This window comes from Veillonella sp. (assembly GCF_032470285.1).
In the GTDB taxonomy this organism is placed as follows: domain Bacteria; phylum Bacillota; class Negativicutes; order Veillonellales; family Veillonellaceae; genus Veillonella.
In genome coordinates this window covers 72488-91518 of sequence record NZ_JAWEKP010000001.1, presented here as the reverse complement: position 1 = coordinate 91518, position 19031 = coordinate 72488, and the positions used below count along the sequence as shown (strand labels likewise).

The following is a 19031-nucleotide window of genomic DNA, read 5'->3' as shown; positions in this document are numbered from 1 at the left end:
TCATAGTTCTGTTAATTATGTCGTTTTACTTTACTTAAGACTTTTTTATAGCCAGAAGCAATAATTATGCGCTCAGATGGAATGACGTATAAAATAGCCACATATAATACAACACATAAAAGCATACAGACGACGGTCCACCATACTGCATCATAGAGATGTAAAATACTATAGGCAATTAACCCAACTATAGATGCTGTAATGAGATATACACTGATATTAGATATTATGCGAAATGCACTCATATTGACAAATAAAGCCAGTAGCAACATAGAAGCCACTAGCATTTCCATTCTTACTAACGATCGAGCATATACAAAGGTACTGAAATCATATTGAATACAAATATAGATAACTGGTATTAAAACTACTAGATGTAATATTTGAGCCCAAAATGATAGATTAGGCATCCCTTTTGCACGAAATATTTCGGAAATCAAATTAGCTGTTACAGTCATAATAGCCGAACTCAATGCCCAGGAACCTAATACAATGCCCGCTAACGTCCATTGTGGCCCTAGTAAAAACTGAACAACAAAGTCTTGAAATACAAATAAGCCTACACCTAGAGGTACCAAAAATAGAGCCATATAGCGTTGGAATGTAAAGAATGTATTCGAAAAGGCCTGTTGATTATTTTGCACACGACTTAAAGCCGCGAATAATACAGGAGCCAAAGATGCTGTAGCCATAGCCATTACAGTCGTAACAATAGCCATTGGCATCTTATATATACCCAAATAATAGGCATCTAAAAAACGGCTAATAATGAATGTATCCACCCAAGCAGTGAGCCATATAGAAAATGCTTCAGCTAAAGACCATGCACTATAGTTAAACATGTTCATAAAGACGCGACTACTAAAAAACAGATGAATTTGATTCTTCCGACTCTTTAATAATGCCAACGCCGTAAATAGCTGAGACCCTAGCATACCAGCAATTAAAGACCAATAATCGTACCCCATAAGCGCCATTGGTATAGATATCAATATAGGTGTAAGAATTGTTATGAGCCTAATATTTAAAAGAAACTTGAAATTAAAATCTCTTCGATACAATGCCATTTGGACACTACTAAAAGCAGATAAAGGAATCATAGCGCCCATTACGGCTAAAGGTATACCTAAGCCATCATTACCTACTAATACGGCCAATTCATCACGACCGATTATGATAGCGCCCCATAAAACTAGAGAAAACACTAGGTTGGCAATAAAGGCCACATCTGCGGCCTCTTGCTTATCTTGGGTACTTTCAAACTCATGCTGAACAAGAAATTTTTGAAAACCCGCATCAGCAAGCATTTCCGCAAAAGATATAACCATCATAATCGTCGCCAATATGCCGAATGCAGTCGGTGCTAACATATGAGCCAATATTATATTTGTCAGTGGTGTGATAAGCTTTGCCAAAACCTCTGTAATAACAGACCATTTAGCAGCAGCTACGATTTTAGTATCCATTATTTCTTATTGATATTCTTAATGCCTCTCAAGAATAGTTCATGATGAGCTTCACATTCCAAATAATTTTGTATTGCTAAATAACTCGTTTTGCCCAAAATAAGTTCTACCAATTTTCGGCCCAATAAAGCATTAATAGCGCGTACAATAAATGATCTACCTAAAAACTCACGCAAATAACGTTTTACATGTGTATCAGCAAAGGCCTTATAAGCTTGAGTCACAAAGTGAGGGTCTTTAATTTTTTCACTACGTTTTCTATAAGCCTCTAATGTTTCTGTAGCTTCAACTTCTGTGGCTAGTCGTGTACCATTATCGATTCTACGAATAGGCAATTCAGACACCACAAAATCATCCTTAGTTACGTCTATAGTAACTAGTATTGCATCTTTCACAAATTCCTGATGATTTACATAAAAGTCGGAATTAAAAATAAAGTTTCCCTGTCCATAAATGATAGTGCCCCCCTGGTAATCTTCGCGAGACCCTACACAATGATTATGTTGACAGATAACGAGATTCGCTCCACTATCGACAAATTTACGGCAATATCTCTGTAGCATAGGAGATGGATAGCGATAGAATTCCTTGCCGCCGTGATATAGAACGATGACGTAGTCGCATTGTGCCTTTAAAACTTTTACTTCGTCAAAGCTTTCTAGCACATCAAAAGGATTAGCCCCCATTGTATGACAAGTAGCCATAGTAAACTCGTTCTCTGTACAAAGATAGAATCCAATACGTACATTATCTTTTTCAAAGATAAATGGCTCCTTAGCCTCTTTCAAATTAGCTCCGGCTCCTGCATGAGAAATATTATGCTGCTTCAACAAATTTAATGTTGTCGTCAACCCTTCCACCCCTTGATCTAAGGAGTGGTTATTAGCCAGTGTTAAAAATAACGGCTCTAACGCCTTATATCCATTAATTGTTTTTGTTGGCGCAATTAAATTATTACCAAATTTTACGATGGGTGTCTCTATATCAGTAAGAGGAACCTCTAAATTGAAAACATTTAAATCCGATTGCTTCAAAATTTCATAAAGCTCTTTTCCTACAAAAGCTTCTCCATTACCGTTTTCAAATAATGTTTTATTAATATCCGTAGGAACTAAATCAGCCCCGATGTACATTCTCAAGATGTAACCACTCTCCTAATTCATAATCCTTTGACATAGGACGAAATCTTTCAAATCCAGCACCAGGGAAAAATGTTAATTCTCCAATAAATAGATGCCCTTTAATTTCATAAAAATCAACACGCAAAAATGGACACCCTTTGCTAAGCTCCATCGCAACCTGTTGCATTTCACCATATGTATCTGGCTTTGGAAACTCTGTAGGTAACGGTGGATAATGTCCAAAATGAATTCCCATAGGATTCCAATCGATATCATAGAAGTTCATACTCGTTCCTGTTTTAGAAAAACGATTAGAACATACTACTGTTAACTTTGGTTCACCATGAAAGCAATACATCTTATAATCTAATATGTCATTGCTACCTAACTCCGACAAATATTCCTCTCCGATAATACGTCGAGGAACATTCTTATAAGGCCACTCTCTAGCAATACGTGAATAATCCCGTTTTAAGAATGTTCTTAATTTAGCTTTTGCTGCTTCCCAATCAAGTGTTGATTTATCTTTACAAATAACGATGCCTCCACTATCATGTGTACATTTCAAAACGAATTGATTAGGCAATCTATCAAGGTCAATATCATCTACAGAGTTCCATACGGAAATCGTAGGTATTATATACTGATTACCTACACGTTGAGCAATAAAATGTTTAGCTTCATGCTTATCAACCATCACCGTTTGTATTGGGTCTCTAAAATTAACCTTAAGCCATTGTAACTTTTCGCTGAAAGTTTTTGGATTTTCTAGATCTAAAGGGTATCCCATATACTTAGGAAATACCTTCTTCAAAAAGTCTTCATCAGACAAAGAGTCATAATAACCCGATTTAATTAATACCCTCGTACGATAGTAAGGTTTTGTTAAAAAGGACATGCCAACATTACACAATTTGCTGAACTTCATGTTTTCGTCCTTTCCGAAGCAGTTGCACCTCTAAATAAAACAACATCATATAAAAATAAGTGCTCTTACTTTCATAAGAAACCATACCCATATCCATAACAATCTGTGAAAGGAATAGAATGAGTACCATTATATATTCATTATTATGGATATCACGATAGCGAATTAAATTATAAGCCACATAGAGATACATTGAATAATAGGCTAGTAAACCAATAACACCCGTGCCAGCTAATAACTCAATATAATTGTTATGCAAGTAGTAATTATCTTTGCCATACACGAAAAAAGTATATACAGATGGATTATTGATACCTACACCAGTTATGGGAGATTGATAAAATAAGTCCCATCCAATATCTACCAAAGCTAACCGAATAATAGTGGATGAGTCCCCCCCTGTGCCTGTAAAGGCTTCTACCATGTTAGACATTCGGTCTAATACTTCAGAGAACATCGGCAATTGCAATACCGCAATACCTATAATGGTAAGACCTAATAAGGAACCAATAATTTTTACAATAGAATTGACCGCATTAGCACTACGAAAACTTTTAAAAATAAAGAGTAATACTGTACCAACACCGACAAAAACTAAGGCCTTACGACTACCTGTAGCCGCTAAAATACCAAGTGTTGGTAATGCAATAATATGCCACCAACGAGGACGGTCGTATAGCATATAATACAAGGTCATAACAATAGCATTGGCCCCCAATAGCCCTACCGTATTCGCATTCAATGCATCATTAGCAATACGTGCTGAGGATGATAAAACAGTAATAAAATAATCTAAACCGTAGAAATAAACAGTATAGAAACAAACTATATAGCCTGTCCACATGCCAATCTTTAATAATGTATCCACCGATTTCTTATCTTGATAACACATGTATAAAATGATGAGCATAAAGAATATCTTGACCATATCAAAACTTCGGCTCATAGCTACGGAAACATCTGTGGCATTAATCGCACTTAGATAACAAGCACCAATAAAAATTAACATATAAGCATGCATCCAATTAAACCGCAGTTTTATAACACCCTGTTCTCGTATAAGATAAAAAATGATGAGGCCAAATAAGCATACAAATAATACATACGCACCATAGTTCGCTTCGCCAAGGGCAAAGGAAATGGTCAACGACAACACTAAAAAGATTAGAGTTATGAACCATATCATGCGATCAGCAAGAGCCGTAATATTTAACTTCAATGGTTCTCCTCCTTACAACTCATAAAACTTCTAACCAACGTTTTGCGATTTTCCATAATGGAAATTCATCGCGTACTTTGATGGCATTCTGTGAAAGTTTAGCCGCTAGTGCAGGGTCCTTTAATACACTGCGCATGGCTTCATACATAGCCTGCGTATCACCTACAGGTACGAGAATGCCATTCTCTCCACTTTTAATTACCATGCGAGCACCGCCTACAGGACAATCTGTGACTACTACAGGTAAGCCCATACCCAATGCTTCTAGCATGGAATTTGAAATACCTTCAAAATCAGAGGATGATACAAACATAGAACAAGGGGCTACCTTTTCTAAAATATTACTAGCAAAGCCAGGCAATAAAATGCGATTCTCTAAATTAAGAGACTTAATTTGAGCTCGTAGTTCATCCTCTAATACACCTTGTCCATAAATAACGAGTTTATACGCTGGAAACTCGTCTGCCAACATACTGAAAGCATTAATCATCATAGGCAAATTCTTTTGCGGATGCAAACGACAAGCTGTAACAATTGTCTTTTCTCGTTCCCCCTCTATTGGTGGTGGCAATTTACCATTAATAGGATTGGGGATAATAACACCACGATTTTGCACAGATTTTGGGAAATAAGAACGAGCATCTTCCGTTTGGAATACTAGTGCATCTGCAAATCTAAAGGCAAAGTTGCGCAACGCTTGCTGATGCCAACCAATAGGAACTTTGCGTGGATTATTGCGTTCAGAAAAAACAATGCGATTTTTTATAAACCAAGAGCTAATCGCTAAGATAAAACTCGATGCAGACAAAAAAGATAAGCATGTCGCATTTGGCCTAGTCTTTAAGATTTTGATTAGTTCTTTTATTTCTTGCATAAAGCGAATGACTTTATTAGAGCTTGTAGTATGAATTTCGATTTGTTCAATACCTTCCTCTAACGCATATTCATTACCATATCGATTAGGGCTTGTTTGGATAACTGTAATATGATGACCATCATGTACCCACTGACGAGCCAACTCTGTTAAGATTCGTTCAGCCCCATCGTTACCAAGGGAGATGGTGACAATTATTATTTCCTTTTTCATAAGCCTTCCTCTTGGATATATTCTGCCAGTCTTACATAGGCTTGTGCCATTGATACCTTAGGTTTCCAACCTAAAGACTTTAACTTCTTAGAACTTAAGAACATGTGTACTGTCGGTGCATAGCCGAACCCTTGTACATCTTCTGGAATATCAAAAACAACTTTACTCTTATTATTGCTCACATGAGTGGCCACTAATTGAGCAATGCTTGCAATAGAACGAGTCTCTTCATCATGACATACATTATAGGCTTCGCCAGCTTCGCCCGCCTTCATAAGGGCTAAAATACCAGCTAATGCATCGGTAATGTAGCAATAGTTCGACATAGAATCGCCTTTTGTGTGAAGAACAATATTTTCATGTTTAAGAGCACTCTTGGTAAACTGCATGAATACACGGTTATCTGATACCGGAACACCAGGTCCAAAGGTTTGAGCTAGTCTAGCTATTACAGCAGGCACGCCATATTCCACAACATAGGACTTGCAATAACATTCACATAGTCTCTTACTTTCAGAATAGGAACTACGAACATTTAGGTGATCAAGATACCCTAATCGGTCTTCAGTCATAACTTGACCAGACTCATAAGGTACACCATATTGTTCCATACTAGATAAATAAACTACTTTCTTTACCTTTTTTCGACGGCCTAACTCGAGCATGGCCTCCGTGCCATAAATAGAGGTACGGATAGTTTCTACTGGATGTTCTACAAAAAACTTAGATTGTGTTGGTGCGGCTCCATGCAAAATATAATCACATGGCACATCAATAGATTCTAATGAACTATCCACTAGAGATAACGACTTATTATCTAAATACTCACCAAAAATAGTTTTTGCCTTTTCATGACTTCGTACATGACCAATCACTTTTAAATCCAGGTCATGAGTCTCATTGGCAAGTATAAGTAATTTTATAAACATCGATCCAATAAGCCCCGTTGCACCTGTTATAAGAATGCGTTGATGACGGAGGAAATGAAAGTAATTTTTTTCATGTACTAAAGCCGTTAACTCACGTTGAATAACGGAATTACTCATCTTTTAATCCTCCTAGCTCACGATTTTTAATAATCCCTGTGAACATATAATAATCAGATGGAGTTGTAATCTTTATATTTTCAGTTTCCCCTAATACAGGATATAGAGTATATCCATAGTGCATCATCATCGATGCGGAATCAATAAAGTCATGAATGCCCTCATCTTTTGCACGATTATGAACTGATATAATATCATCTAATCTAAAACTCTGAGGAGCTTTAGCCATGAGACATTCATTACGATTTAAAATATGCTTAATAGAACCATTTTGGGTAACCATAACCGTTTCTATAGCTGGAGTAACAGTAATGGCAGACCCCTTTGATTCAACAGATTCTATGTTTCTCTCTATAGTAGAATTATCTACAAGTGGACGAACCCCATCATGAATCAATACAGTCACCGCATCATCAGGAAATAAACGCTTAGCCTCTACGAGTCCATTATATTGGGATTCTAGAGCGCTTTCACCACCAGGCACAATGGATAATACCTTTTGTAGCCCCGCCTTTTTGATGAGCTGTTTTGTATGATCAATCCATTCTGCTTTGCAGGCAAGAACAATCCCATCAATTGTCTCCGTTTGTTCAAACACATCTAAGGTTTGAATCAAAATTGGTCTACCGTTCCATTCTAAAAATTGTTTTGGCGTCTTGCTATTTTTCATACGAGCACCTACGCCACCCGCAAAGATTACTGCTATTCGTTTCATAGGCCCTCCTTATGGTTGAGCTTCTTTTTTGGCATAATGTATGCCTTTATACTCCTTGTAAGGTGTATGTAGATCAGCAAATACTGCATCATGTTTTGCCACACGTTGTTCTATAGGTGGTAATTGCATATAGTCGCCCCAAATAAGACGCAAATATCTCTCATACCCTTTCATAACAGGTATTTGATGACCTTCAAAGTCTTTATATACAACAGAAGCAAAGTCCTCTCTAGGATGACGTAGCTTCATACCTTTTAAACTGCCAATTAACTCCGTACATTCATCACTGGTATCAAAGTCGTATTGAGTCATTCTCTTTTCTGCAAATCGCCAAATATGATAGCGTATAGACTGACTGGAAAAGATTTTATAAATATAACCAGCTAAAGCGCGATATGTAGGCCCTTTATTATCTGGTAAACGCTGCGCATTAAAGAGTGCAAACGTCATGGCCCACATCAATTGCAATAAACGACTAATTTTGCCGGGTGCACAGCCATCAATAGGCATAATTTCAAGTGCTAAACCATGACAAACATCTTCATGCATACTATGACGATTAATAAAGGTCGTATTATTATCTCTTATAGATGCACCTGCATCATGATAGATGTGATCTCGATCAGTACGACAATACGTAAATCGTTCAGTGTCAGCATATTTTGGCCATAATTTAGCTAACTTTTCATAATCTGGACGAGGCATAAATAGATCTAAATCATCATCCCAAGGGATAAATCCATTATGCCGTATAGCCCCAATGAGACCACCGCCGCAAAGATAAAAGCGCAAATTATGTTTATCACAGAACTCTTTAAAGTACAGCAACATATTCAGCTCTTTTTCTTGTATTTCCTTTGTCATAGATGTACTCATAGGGACCTCTTTCAACGTAATACAGCTAATACTGTATCAATCATCGTTTTTATATCTTGTAAAAAAGAAAACTCCTTAATACTCTTTAAATTCCAAGCCATCTTGCCCGGTAAAACCTCATTTATATAGACTTCATCAACATTTTGAGCATTTTGTAAAAGTTGATCTTCATCCTTATAAGTAATACTGGCAATACTGGTAACCCCAGCTGGTAATAATAAGGTAGCTTTCATTTCATCTGTATAAGCAGACACGTAACGTGGAACCTCAGGTCTTGTACCAACAAAACTCATATCACCTAAAAGGATATTGATAAGCTGAGGCAATTCGTCGAGGCGACAGCTGCGAAGCATATTTCCGACCCTAGTGACACGCATATCATTTTGCGACGTCACTTGTGCTCCTAAAGATTCTGCATTTTTTACCATAGTACGGAACTTGTAGATGCCAAAGGTACGACCGTACTGTGTCACTCGAGTTTGACGGAAAAAAACCTCTCCCGCACTATCTCGTTTAATCATGATGGCTAGTATGAAAAATACAGGACTTAATGTAATAAGCAGTCCCGCTGCCATTACGCGGTCAAAAATGCTTTTACAAAGAAGGCTTGTACGTCTTTGATTTAATATTTCAAAATAAGGACGAACCGCTTCACACTGTAGCGCTTGTGGTAGATCATAAAAGTTCTTTACTAGCATTCGGTAATAATCCTTTTAAACTGCTCAATGATATATTGCACTTCTTCATCTGTAAGGAGCGTATGAAGTGGCAATGTAATTTCATTCTTAAATTGGTCATAAGCATTTGGATAGTCATCGATTGTAAAGCCTAAGTTTTTGTAAGCCGTATGCATTGGAATTGGCTTATAGTGAACATTCGTTGCAATGCCAGCCTCAGCCATAGCTTCTATAACCTTATTGCGATATTCCGCATCACGGCCATCTAAACGGACTAAATACAAGTGACCACTACTCTCATGCTCATCTGTATAATGGTTCAACAATGTAACAGGTAAATCCTTAAATGCTGTATCATAAGCTTCGATAATTTCTTTACGACGTGCCAAAAGTTTTGGGTATCTTTCAAATTGAGCTAGCCCAATAGCCGCCATGATATCCGTCATATTACATTTATAATAGGTACCTTTAATATCATATTCCCAAGCACCTGCTTTTGATTTTGCAAGAGCATCCTTATCTTGACCATGCAAAGATAGCAATTGGAATTGCTTGTAAATAGTTTCATCATCAATACCATCTATATGACGCCATGTAGCACAACCACCTTCAGCAGTAGTAAAGTTTTTTACTGCATGAAAGGAAAAACTACTAAAATCTGCAACATTACCTGTTGATACTCCTTTATAAGATGCACCAAAGGAATGAGCACAATCAGCCACAATAGGGATATGACCTAATGCTTTTTGAATATCATTAGATGGTGTGAAGAGAGATTTCTTTTCCTCTACAATGGAACGCAAGCGATCATAATCACAAGGCACCCCCGCAATATCTACAGGGATGATTGCTTTTGTTTTTGGTGTAATAACGCGAGCGACTGCATCGTAATCCATTTCATAAGCATCTTTCTGTGTATCAACGAGTACTAAGGTAGCACCTACATGAACTACAGGACTCGCACTAGCTGTATAAGAATAAGCACTAGTTATGACTTCGTCTCCAGGTCCAATCCCCAATACGCGAAGAGACATTTCAAGCGCTGCCGTAGCAGAGTTTAAACAAACGGATTTAGGTGTACCTAACTGATGAGCTATCTTTTTTTCTAATTCTTTAGTACGAGGACCCGTCGTAATCCACCCACTTTTTAAGGCTTCAACGACTTCATTGATTTCTAACTCTGTAATATCTGGAGGAGAAAAATTAATTCTCATATAAATCACCTCAATACTTTCTGTACCATATTGATACGTTTGATTTATCACATAGAAGACTGATTAAAACAGTTATATTAAGCATCAATTACGATAGATCCTAAAAGAGAAATACCTACTTGTGAAAGCCGTTTCTTAGCTTCAATCAAATCTTTTGGACTAGCTACTTCATTTTTAACAACTAACACAACACCATCTGATTTTTCTGCCAATACAACCGCATCTGTAACAGACAATACGGGTGGTGTATCTATGATAACCACATCATATTCATCACGTACATACTCAAAAATCGCAGGTAATTTGCTAGAATCTACAATATCAGATGGATATTCAACAACTTCACCCGCCGTAAGAACATCCAAATGAGGCACTACATTACGATGAATCGTCAAATCTTCATCCATCACCACCGCATTTGTAAGGCCCTTATTTTGTACATTAAAGGCTATATGTTGTGTTGGATTACGTAGATTACCATCTACTAGAAGAACTTTATTATTATTTTTAGATAAAGCTAATGCAGTATTAGCAGCCACCTCAGAAGTGCCTTCACCACTAGTGGCTGCAGTAATACAAATAAGCTTACACTTATATTGGTTACATACATATTGAAGATTGCTACGCAATGTACGGTATGCTTCCACAAGTGGTGTATCACCACGTTCATTAGAAATTAGTCTAATCATATTAACCTCTCACTTTGCGCAACAATGCTACGAAACGATTACTAGGCTCTTCGTATTCTACTTCTTTATGATTTGGAATCACGCCCAAGTTTTGAATGCCAAGGATGTCATTAATCTCTTGTACAGATTGGACTTTGCGATTACCGAAGAATTGGACCAATGTATAGAGACAACCAAAGAGGACCCCTAAAATGGCAGCGCCTAATAAAATAAGTACTTTACGCGGCGCAATTGCTTTTTCTGGTAATGTTGGAGCATCTACGATTTGAACTTCATTTGGTACCATAACCTCTGCTACCTTCGCTTCTTCTAAGCGAGTGGATAGCATTTGATAGATATCTTGTGCCACATCTACATCACGTTTTGCTTGGATATAACCGCGTTCTTTTTCAGGTAATCCCTTTATAGCTTCTTCGTTTGCTTTATCTAACTCAGCTAATGTAGATTGTTTACCTTGAGCTACAGCTAATGCAGCTTCATTTTTAAACTTATCCGCTAGCAATCCTTGTTGTGCAGAGTTGCTTGAAGGTGCTTGTTGAGATGCAATGGCATTGATTTCAGCATTTAGACCACTTTTAGCTTCTTCAATTTGTTGATTAATTTCTTTCATCGCAGGATGTTCATCAGTATATTTACCAATATAAGAAGCTTTACGAGATTCTAAATCTGCTAACTGACCCTTGTAGGCTTGAACCGTAGCACTATCAGCGATGCTTTTACCTGCAGAACCTAATTGCTCATTGATACTGCCAAGTGCAGCTTGTGCCGTTTCTAAATCGAGTTGATTTTGAGCCTTCTCACGATCAATTAGAGTAATCTTATCAGTTAAGCCTTTCATCTGATCAGCTGTAGAGTACACCTTATTATCTACTTGAAATTGTTGCAATTTATTTTCTGCTTGCTCTAATTCAGATTTCGCAGTAACAACGCGTTTTTGTAAGAATTCACGAGTAGTTCGTTGTTCAACATGAGAAATTTCGGCAAGACGTTTTAAGAAGGTATCAATAAGTAATTGATTAGCTTCTTGTGCTTGCTCAGGACTCTTACCAGTTACGCTTACTTGTAATAACTCGGTTTCTTTATACGGTTTAGTTTCAATGCGAGTTTTAACAAAATCTTCATATGTTGGCGCATTACCAGTACCTTCAGGATCTTCTATAGCAGTAATTACTGGCTCTACTACATTACGACTTTTTAAAATTTCTGCATCTGTGTTCATCAATTGACGAGACATAGAATCAGAATAGGCATTAGCACTAGATAATACAGAATTACTCAAACCTTGAGCTTGTTTAATGCGTAACATCGATGTAGATTGATATGTAGATGGTGCAAGAAAGGCATACGCACCACCTAAAACCATACATGCTACCGTAATATTAATAATTTTACGGCGCTTTTTAATGAGGACTCTGCCCACCTCTTTTAAATCAATAATTTGTTCCACCCATATACCCCTTTCTGTAAAAGTATACAAACAACAGGGTCTCTCCCACTTAGAATATTAACTGTACCTAACCCTCTCAATAAAGGCATAATGTATCAAAATTAAAATAGTCTTATACATATATCGGGTAATAAATGTATCGTCCATGACCTATACATTATGATTTGGATCGTATGTAGGAATAATATCCTGCAATACATTAATTACATCTATATCAGTTTTACATGTATCAAAGCGCTCTATTTCACGACTCAGCCATTCTTGATCAACATCTTCTAGAGCTGCTTCAAAAATTTTCTTATGCGTAGTAGTATTCGTACCTTCTCCGGCAGTTAATAGTTCTTCATATAACTTTTCACCTGGACGTAAGCCAGTAAATTCAATACGAATATCCTTATTAGGCTCAAAGCCAGAAAGGCGAATCATATTCTTAGCCAAATCGACAATTTTAACCGGTTCACCCATGTCCAAAAGGAACACTTCTCCTCCATTCCCCATGGCACCAGCTTGAAGTACTAATTGACTGGCTTCAGGAATAGTCATGAAATAACGTGTCATTTCTGGATCTGTAACGGTTACAGGACCACCTGCTTCAATTTGTTTACGAAATAAAGGAATAACCGAACCACGGCTACCAAGTACATTACCAAAACGAACTGTTATAAACTTAGTATCATATGTATGATTCATACCAAGTACAACTTTTTCAGCAACCCGTTTTGTAGCGCCCATAACACTAGTTGGATTCACCGCTTTATCCGTGGAAATCATAACAAATCGATCTACCCCATGAGCTCCGGCTACATCCGCAACATTACGAGTACCATAAATATTATTTAATACCGCAGCAATTGGCTGGATTTCCATAAGAGGCACATGTTTGTGAGCTGCCGCATGAAATACTACATCAGGATTATAGTTTTTGAAAATTTGTTCTAATTGATTCTTATCACGAATATCTGCAATAATTGGAATCAATGTATCTTGAGGCACAATATTGCGCAATTCTTGATGAATAAGATAAATACTATTTTCACCATGACCTAGGAGCAATAGCTTTTTAGGTTTTACACGTAAAACTTGACGACAAATTTCAGAACCAATAGAGCCCCCCGCACCAGTAACTAAAACTACTTTATCCTTAAGATATGTTTCAACCTTGGACGTATCGAGCTGAATCTCATCACGCTCCAATAAATCCTCGATTGAAACAGGATGTAAATGAGATACAAGAACTTCATCATCAAGCAATTGGTACATCCCCGGTAAAATATTGATTTTACATTTTAAAGGAGAACAGATTTCCATGATTTCTTGAATAATATCTCGCTTCACAGAAGGCATGGCAATAATTATTTCTTCTACCTTATACTTAGCAACTAATGCTGGAATATCTTCACGATTACCTAGAATTCTAAAACCATTCATAAGACGATTATGTTTAAACATGTCATCATCAACATAACCAATCACTCGACGAGAACGCTTATGATATCGTTCAATTTCACGAGCTATAGTTGCACCTGCATCACCGGCTCCTATGATCAATGTATTCACTTGGCCACTTTCACCATCGTCCCCACTGCTATAGTGAAGTGCCACATAATGAAGCAACATACGTCCCATACCAACAGCACCTGTAGTGAGGAACCATGTAATAAAATAGACAGAACGTGGTAATGACTTACCAAATACAAACATAGAGGAATAGAATAAAGCCGTACCAATTGTAGTCGCTACAAATACTGCTAATACCTCTCGCATCCCTGCATATCGCCAAATACGTGTATATAAATGCATTATCAAGAACATCAACATATACGAAATAAGTAATAACGGAAGTGCATCCACCATTTGATTAATATATTGAGGTTCTATGTGCCCATCAAATCGAATAAAAAGACTGATAAAAGCAACGATTACAATCGTCACAATATCGGTAATAAACAATATGGATGGTAATAAATATGAACGCAAAAAAACGCCCCCTTATATGATAGATATCGCCTTATCTTTAATCCTTACCTATTCGTGATACCATATAAGCCCCTGTTAAGATTGGAGCAATATCACGAGCAAAGTTGATACGACTATTCTTAGTTAAGTAAAGAATATCACCTTCACGCATGATGTAGTTTTCAGACATATCTCCAGTTTGTAAAATACGATTCAAATTGATAGGAATTGGTTTCTCTGGATTATCTTGATGAATCAAGTAAATTTTCTTCTTTGCTGTATCCCAGTTAAAACTACCTGCAGCCCCAATCGCATCAATAACTGTACTAGATTTAGTCAACGTATAGGCGCCAGGCTTATTAATTTCACCAAATACATATACGCGAACACCGCCCAATTTCGATACATTTACTGTGATATCAGGATTAATGATATAACGAGACAAACCTTGCTGTAATTCAGCCGTAAATTCATCTACAGTTAAGCCATCTGCTTTTACAGCACCAACCATAGGAAACGATACATATCCATCTGGTCTGACGGTATACACAATGTCATTACCATTACGTTTACCAAGCTCTGCCTGCTGAACCACTTGAATATTTAGTTCGTCGCCTTGATGCAGACGATATTCTTTATCAGAGCTAATTACAGATGCACTATTTTCCAATGGTGCATGGCCTTCCATTTGTACATTCTTAGCATTATAAGGCTGATTAGTATTTATATTAACTGGTGCAGCCATGACCATTGTTGTAGTACATAAGAATGTAGCCATCATCATATACTGTTTCTTCTTCATACTTACCTCTTTTTTATTCAACTTATTTAATTCATCACTTAATTATTGATGTATCTTATATCTAAAAAATCAGTCATGCTATTTTATCATTTTTTTAAATATACTTCTACAAATATAGTATCTTCTAGGCGAACTTCATAAAATCTTCAACAACGATCCCTTAAAAATACAGTATTTTCAATATATGTTCATTAATAATTATTTGCTTTTTTCATTCCTAATTCACTAGATTTATTATTGATTTTCTCAAAAATAATAAAAATTTTATAAACTCACTTCATTATCAGCTCACATAGTGCTCCTATTTCTATCAGAATTAGTGATAAAAAATAAGGTGTATATACTAGAAATCTAGTATATACACCTTATTCAAAGTTTTTGACACTAATGATCGCTTTATATAATTACTTATTCAACACGACCGCCTAAATAAGCTTCCATAACACGAGGATTATGGCGAACTTCATCAGCAGATCCAGATAATACCATTTTACCAGTCTCCAAAACATACGCATAATCAGCAATCTTTAATGCTTGGCGTACATTTTGTTCTACTAAAAGAACTGTTGTTCCATCGGCACTGATTTCTTTAATTGTTTCAAAGATCTCATTTACTACTAAAGGCGCAAGCCCCATAGATGGTTCGTCTAGTAATAACAACTTTGGACGAGCCATAAGTGCACGGCCAATAGCTAGCATTTGCTGTTGACCACCAGATAAAGTACCACCCAATTGATAGCTTCGTTCATCGAGAATAGGGAATCGTTTAAATACCTTTTTAATATCTGCTTCGATTTCTTTATCTTTACGTGTATAAGCACCCATTTCAAGGTTCTCATAAACACTCATATCTTGTAGTATTTGACGCCCTTCAGGAACTAAAGAGATACCATTTTTTACAACTTGATAAGTTTGACGACCTGTAATATCTTGACCTTCAAAAATCACTCGACCAGATGTGGGTTTTACAAGTCCCATAATAGTCTTCATCGTAGTAGTCTTACCAGCACCATTAGCGCCAATAAGAGATACAATCGAACCTTGTGGAACCTCTAGGCTTATATCTTTTAGGGCTGTAATATGTCCATAACCAGCCACAATATTTTCTAGTTTTAACATATTACACCTCTTCTTTACCTAAGTATGCTTCAATTACAGCTTCATTATTTTGAATTTCTTGAGGTGTACCTTCAGCAATTTTCTTGCCAAAGTTAAGTACTACCAAACGATCACAGATATTCATCATTAATTCCATGGCATGTTCAATAACCACAACAGTAATACCTAGGTCACGAATCTTGCCAATCAATTGACGCAGAACTTCAGTTTCACTATCATTCATACCGGCTGCCGGTTCATCAAGTAAAATTAACTGAGGATGTGTCGCTAAAGCACGAGCAATTTCAAGACGACGTTGCTTACCATACGGTAATGATGTGGCAACCTCTTCCGCATCAGCTTCAAGCCCTACAAGCTTTAAAAATTCATAGGCAATACCACGGCAACGTTCTTCTTCAATACGTTGACGTTTTGTTTTCAAAAAGCTAGACAGAAATCCAGAGCCAGTGCGACAATGCATACCAGTTAAAACAGTTTCAAGAGCAGTCATATTGCCAAAGAGACGAATATTTTGGAATGTGCGAGCAATGCCCATTTCAACAGTTCTATGAGGCTTAATGCCTACAGCAGACATACCATCAAAAACAATTTCGCCTGAACTTACTGGGAATACACCTGTAATCAAGTTGAACAGTGTCGTCTTACCAGCACCATTTGGACCAATAACACCAAATACTTCACCTTGTTTAACGCCAAAAGATACTCCTGTGAGGGCTGCAACGCCACCAAAGCTTTTACTTACGTCATTTAATTCTAATAGCATTCAGTTCCCTCCTATCCTTGTTTTTCTTCTTGTTGTTTGCGTTTATATGCTTCAAAACGTTCTGTCAACACTTGTGATTCAGGAATATATGGAGCTTTTTTAAAACCTAATTTACGACTAATTTTGTCTACCATAGATTCTGTTAAAATACCATCTGGGCGAACTGCCATCAAGATAACGAGTAATGCACCATAGATAATATCCCGATAATCGGATAAGAAGCGCAATACTTCTGGCAATAATGTAAGAATAAAGGAACCTAATACGGAGCCCCATACTACATTAGAACCACCAAATACAGGGAATAATAAGATTTGTACTACCTTATGGTAGCTAAAGTCTGTAGGATTTATAAAGTTTGTAATATGAGCATACAAACCACCGCCAATACCAGCGATGAAAGCACCAATGATAAAGGCCATCATCTTGTAGTATACAACGTTAATCCCCATCAATTCTGCTGCATGATCATCAGCCTTAATCGCTGCAAAGGCACGACCCACACGGCTATTATTGATTCGTACGCAAAAGGCGATAATCAATACTAAAATAGCTAACAAAATAATGATAGCCATTAGATTGCCCCATGCAACAGCATCAATGCCCATTAAACCATCGATATCAAGTTCATAGGCTAAGTTTGTTAATTCTTGAGGAATGGATGGAATACCAGAAAGGCCTAATGCACCATTAGTAATATCCAAATTCAAGAAAATAACACGCACAACTTCGCCAAAACCAAGAGTAGCAATGGCAAGATATAATCCGCGAAGACGTGTTGTTGGTAAACCGATAATAACGGCTACAAGACTAGCAACTAAACCACCAATGATAATGCCTAAAACGATAGGCAAATCAGCTTTCAAAGAAAGGATAGCGCCTACATATGCACCAACGCTCATAAAGCCAGCAGCCCCTAAAGAAAGCTGACCACTTGCAAGTGTGAAATAAATTGAAATACCCATGATGGCATTGATGATGAAAAACATCACGATCTGTAGATAATACGGGTTCAATAAATCCATTATGGTCTCCCCCCTTTATCTTTAGATCCAAACAAGCCTTGTGGGCGCCAGAATAATAATAGGATGATGAGACCAAAGGCCACAGCATCACGGAATGTAGATGCGCCATATGCAACAGAGAAGATTTCTGCTACGCCTAAAATGAAGCCGCCAACCATGGCACCTGTAATATTACCAAGGCCACCTAAGATAAGTACTGCAAGGCCTTTAAAGCCTATAATAACCCCCATCGTAGGCTCAATAGCATTAAAGGACAAGCCTACCAACACGCCTGCAGCAGCACCTAAAGCAGATGCAATCATAACTGTAACAGATATAATCATTGTTGGATTAATACCCAAGAGAGCTGCTGTTTCCGTACTCATAGATACAGCGCGAATAGCCTTACCAATCTTAGTTTTCTTAATAACTATATTAAGAATCAGCATTAAAACAATAGAAACGCCTAAGCCAATAATTTGTACCATGGAAATTTTGAAAGCTCCAAAGTCGATTAGGCCACCAATATAGTCTGGTGGGAACGATCTAGTTTGAGGGCCCCAAAGCAATAGTGCCAAACTTTCAAGGAAAATAGAAACACCAATGGTACTAATAAGTGGTGCCAAGTGAGACACCTTTTTCTTACGAAGTGGACGAAGCGCCACAAATTCTAAAAGATAACCAAGGATAGCACCGACAGCCATAGCTACGATAAGGGCTACAAAAATGTTAACGTCAAAAACAGTTACCATAAAAAGACCAACGAAGGCACCTATCATAAAGATGCCTCCGTGTGCCATGTTGATGATATTTAAAACGCCAAACACAAGTGTTAAGCCAATAGCGAGTACAGCATATAAGCTACCGAGGGTTAACCCGTTAACTAATTGTTGTAAAAACAC

At 37.2% G+C, this 19031-nt stretch carries 18 protein-coding genes; all 18 read right to left on the bottom strand.

Annotated features, from left to right (window positions below):
* Positions 1-11 precede the first annotated feature (11 nt).
* The 18 genes from E7B10_RS00415 to E7B10_RS00330 all read right to left on the bottom strand — a co-directional run bounded on the left by E7B10_RS00415 (position 12) and on the right by E7B10_RS00330 (position 19031).
* Positions 12-1466, bottom strand: a complete 1455-nt coding sequence (locus E7B10_RS00415) for a lipopolysaccharide biosynthesis protein (RefSeq protein WP_118091552.1) — start codon at positions 1464-1466, stop codon at positions 12-14.
* Positions 1466-2599, bottom strand: coding sequence for a CapA family protein (locus tag E7B10_RS00410; RefSeq protein ID WP_229039599.1), 1134 nt, complete (start codon positions 2597-2599; stop codon positions 1466-1468). The genes E7B10_RS00415 and E7B10_RS00410 overlap by 1 nt, the downstream gene beginning before the upstream one ends.
* Positions 2583-3515: an ATP-grasp fold amidoligase family protein gene (locus tag E7B10_RS00405; RefSeq protein ID WP_118091550.1), complete on the bottom strand. Its 933-nt coding sequence runs from the start codon at positions 3513-3515 to the stop codon at positions 2583-2585. The genes E7B10_RS00410 and E7B10_RS00405 overlap by 17 nt, the downstream gene beginning before the upstream one ends.
* The gene (locus E7B10_RS00400) at positions 3493-4734 is read right to left on the bottom strand and encodes an O-antigen ligase (RefSeq protein ID WP_060918972.1); all 1242 of its coding nucleotides are present in this window, start codon (positions 4732-4734) and stop codon (positions 3493-3495) included. The genes E7B10_RS00405 and E7B10_RS00400 overlap by 23 nt, the downstream gene beginning before the upstream one ends.
* Before the next feature lie 19 nt (positions 4735-4753).
* A complete protein-coding gene (locus E7B10_RS00395) occupies positions 4754-5821 on the bottom strand; it encodes a glycosyltransferase (RefSeq protein WP_118091549.1) in 1068 nt (355 codons plus the stop codon).
* On the bottom strand, positions 5818-6867 hold the full coding sequence (locus E7B10_RS00390; protein ID WP_195213263.1) for an NAD(P)-dependent oxidoreductase: 1050 nt from the start codon (positions 6865-6867) through the stop codon (positions 5818-5820). The genes E7B10_RS00395 and E7B10_RS00390 overlap by 4 nt, the downstream gene beginning before the upstream one ends.
* The gene (locus tag E7B10_RS00385) at positions 6860-7582 is read right to left on the bottom strand and encodes a 2-C-methyl-D-erythritol 4-phosphate cytidylyltransferase (protein WP_060918974.1); all 723 of its coding nucleotides are present in this window, start codon (positions 7580-7582) and stop codon (positions 6860-6862) included. Before E7B10_RS00385 ends, E7B10_RS00390 begins: the two co-directional genes overlap by 8 nt.
* 9 nt (positions 7583-7591) lie before the next feature.
* A complete protein-coding gene (locus E7B10_RS00380; RefSeq protein ID WP_118091547.1) occupies positions 7592-8458 on the bottom strand; it encodes a phosphorylcholine transferase LicD in 867 nt (288 codons plus the stop codon).
* 11 nt (positions 8459-8469) lie between these two features.
* Complete coding sequence (locus E7B10_RS00375) at positions 8470-9156, bottom strand: sugar transferase (protein ID WP_118091546.1); 687 nt, start codon at positions 9154-9156, stop codon at positions 8470-8472.
* Entirely contained in the window at positions 9150-10349 is a 1200-nt protein-coding gene (locus E7B10_RS00370) for a DegT/DnrJ/EryC1/StrS aminotransferase family protein (protein WP_118091545.1), read from the bottom strand. The genes E7B10_RS00375 and E7B10_RS00370 overlap by 7 nt, the downstream gene beginning before the upstream one ends.
* 77 nt (positions 10350-10426) lie before the next feature.
* A complete protein-coding gene (locus tag E7B10_RS00365) occupies positions 10427-11038 on the bottom strand; it encodes a CpsD/CapB family tyrosine-protein kinase (protein WP_118091544.1) in 612 nt (203 codons plus the stop codon).
* A gap of 1 nt (position 11039) precedes the next feature.
* Positions 11040-12485 (bottom strand): GumC family protein, encoded by a 1446-nt coding sequence (locus E7B10_RS00360; protein ID WP_058948428.1) that lies wholly within the window; start codon positions 12483-12485, stop codon positions 11040-11042.
* A 150-nt stretch (positions 12486-12635) separates the two neighbouring features.
* Entirely contained in the window at positions 12636-14462 is a 1827-nt protein-coding gene (locus tag E7B10_RS00355) for a nucleoside-diphosphate sugar epimerase/dehydratase (protein WP_118091543.1), read from the bottom strand.
* Between the two features lie 37 nt (positions 14463-14499).
* Positions 14500-15243 carry a polysaccharide biosynthesis/export family protein gene (locus tag E7B10_RS00350; protein ID WP_287510754.1) on the bottom strand — a complete coding sequence of 248 codons (744 nt, stop codon included), beginning with the start codon at positions 15241-15243 and terminating at the stop codon, positions 14500-14502.
* A 408-nt stretch (positions 15244-15651) separates the two neighbouring features.
* Positions 15652-16362 carry an ABC transporter ATP-binding protein gene (locus E7B10_RS00345; protein WP_118091541.1) on the bottom strand — a complete coding sequence of 237 codons (711 nt, stop codon included), beginning with the start codon at positions 16360-16362 and terminating at the stop codon, positions 15652-15654.
* A 1-nt stretch (position 16363) separates the two neighbouring features.
* Positions 16364-17125 carry an ABC transporter ATP-binding protein gene (locus E7B10_RS00340; RefSeq protein ID WP_004697257.1) on the bottom strand — a complete coding sequence of 254 codons (762 nt, stop codon included), beginning with the start codon at positions 17123-17125 and terminating at the stop codon, positions 16364-16366.
* Between the two features lie 11 nt (positions 17126-17136).
* A complete protein-coding gene (locus E7B10_RS00335; protein ID WP_024061205.1) occupies positions 17137-18150 on the bottom strand; it encodes a branched-chain amino acid ABC transporter permease in 1014 nt (337 codons plus the stop codon).
* Complete coding sequence (locus E7B10_RS00330) at positions 18150-19031, bottom strand: branched-chain amino acid ABC transporter permease (protein ID WP_024061206.1); 882 nt, start codon at positions 19029-19031, stop codon at positions 18150-18152. Before E7B10_RS00330 ends, E7B10_RS00335 begins: the two co-directional genes overlap by 1 nt.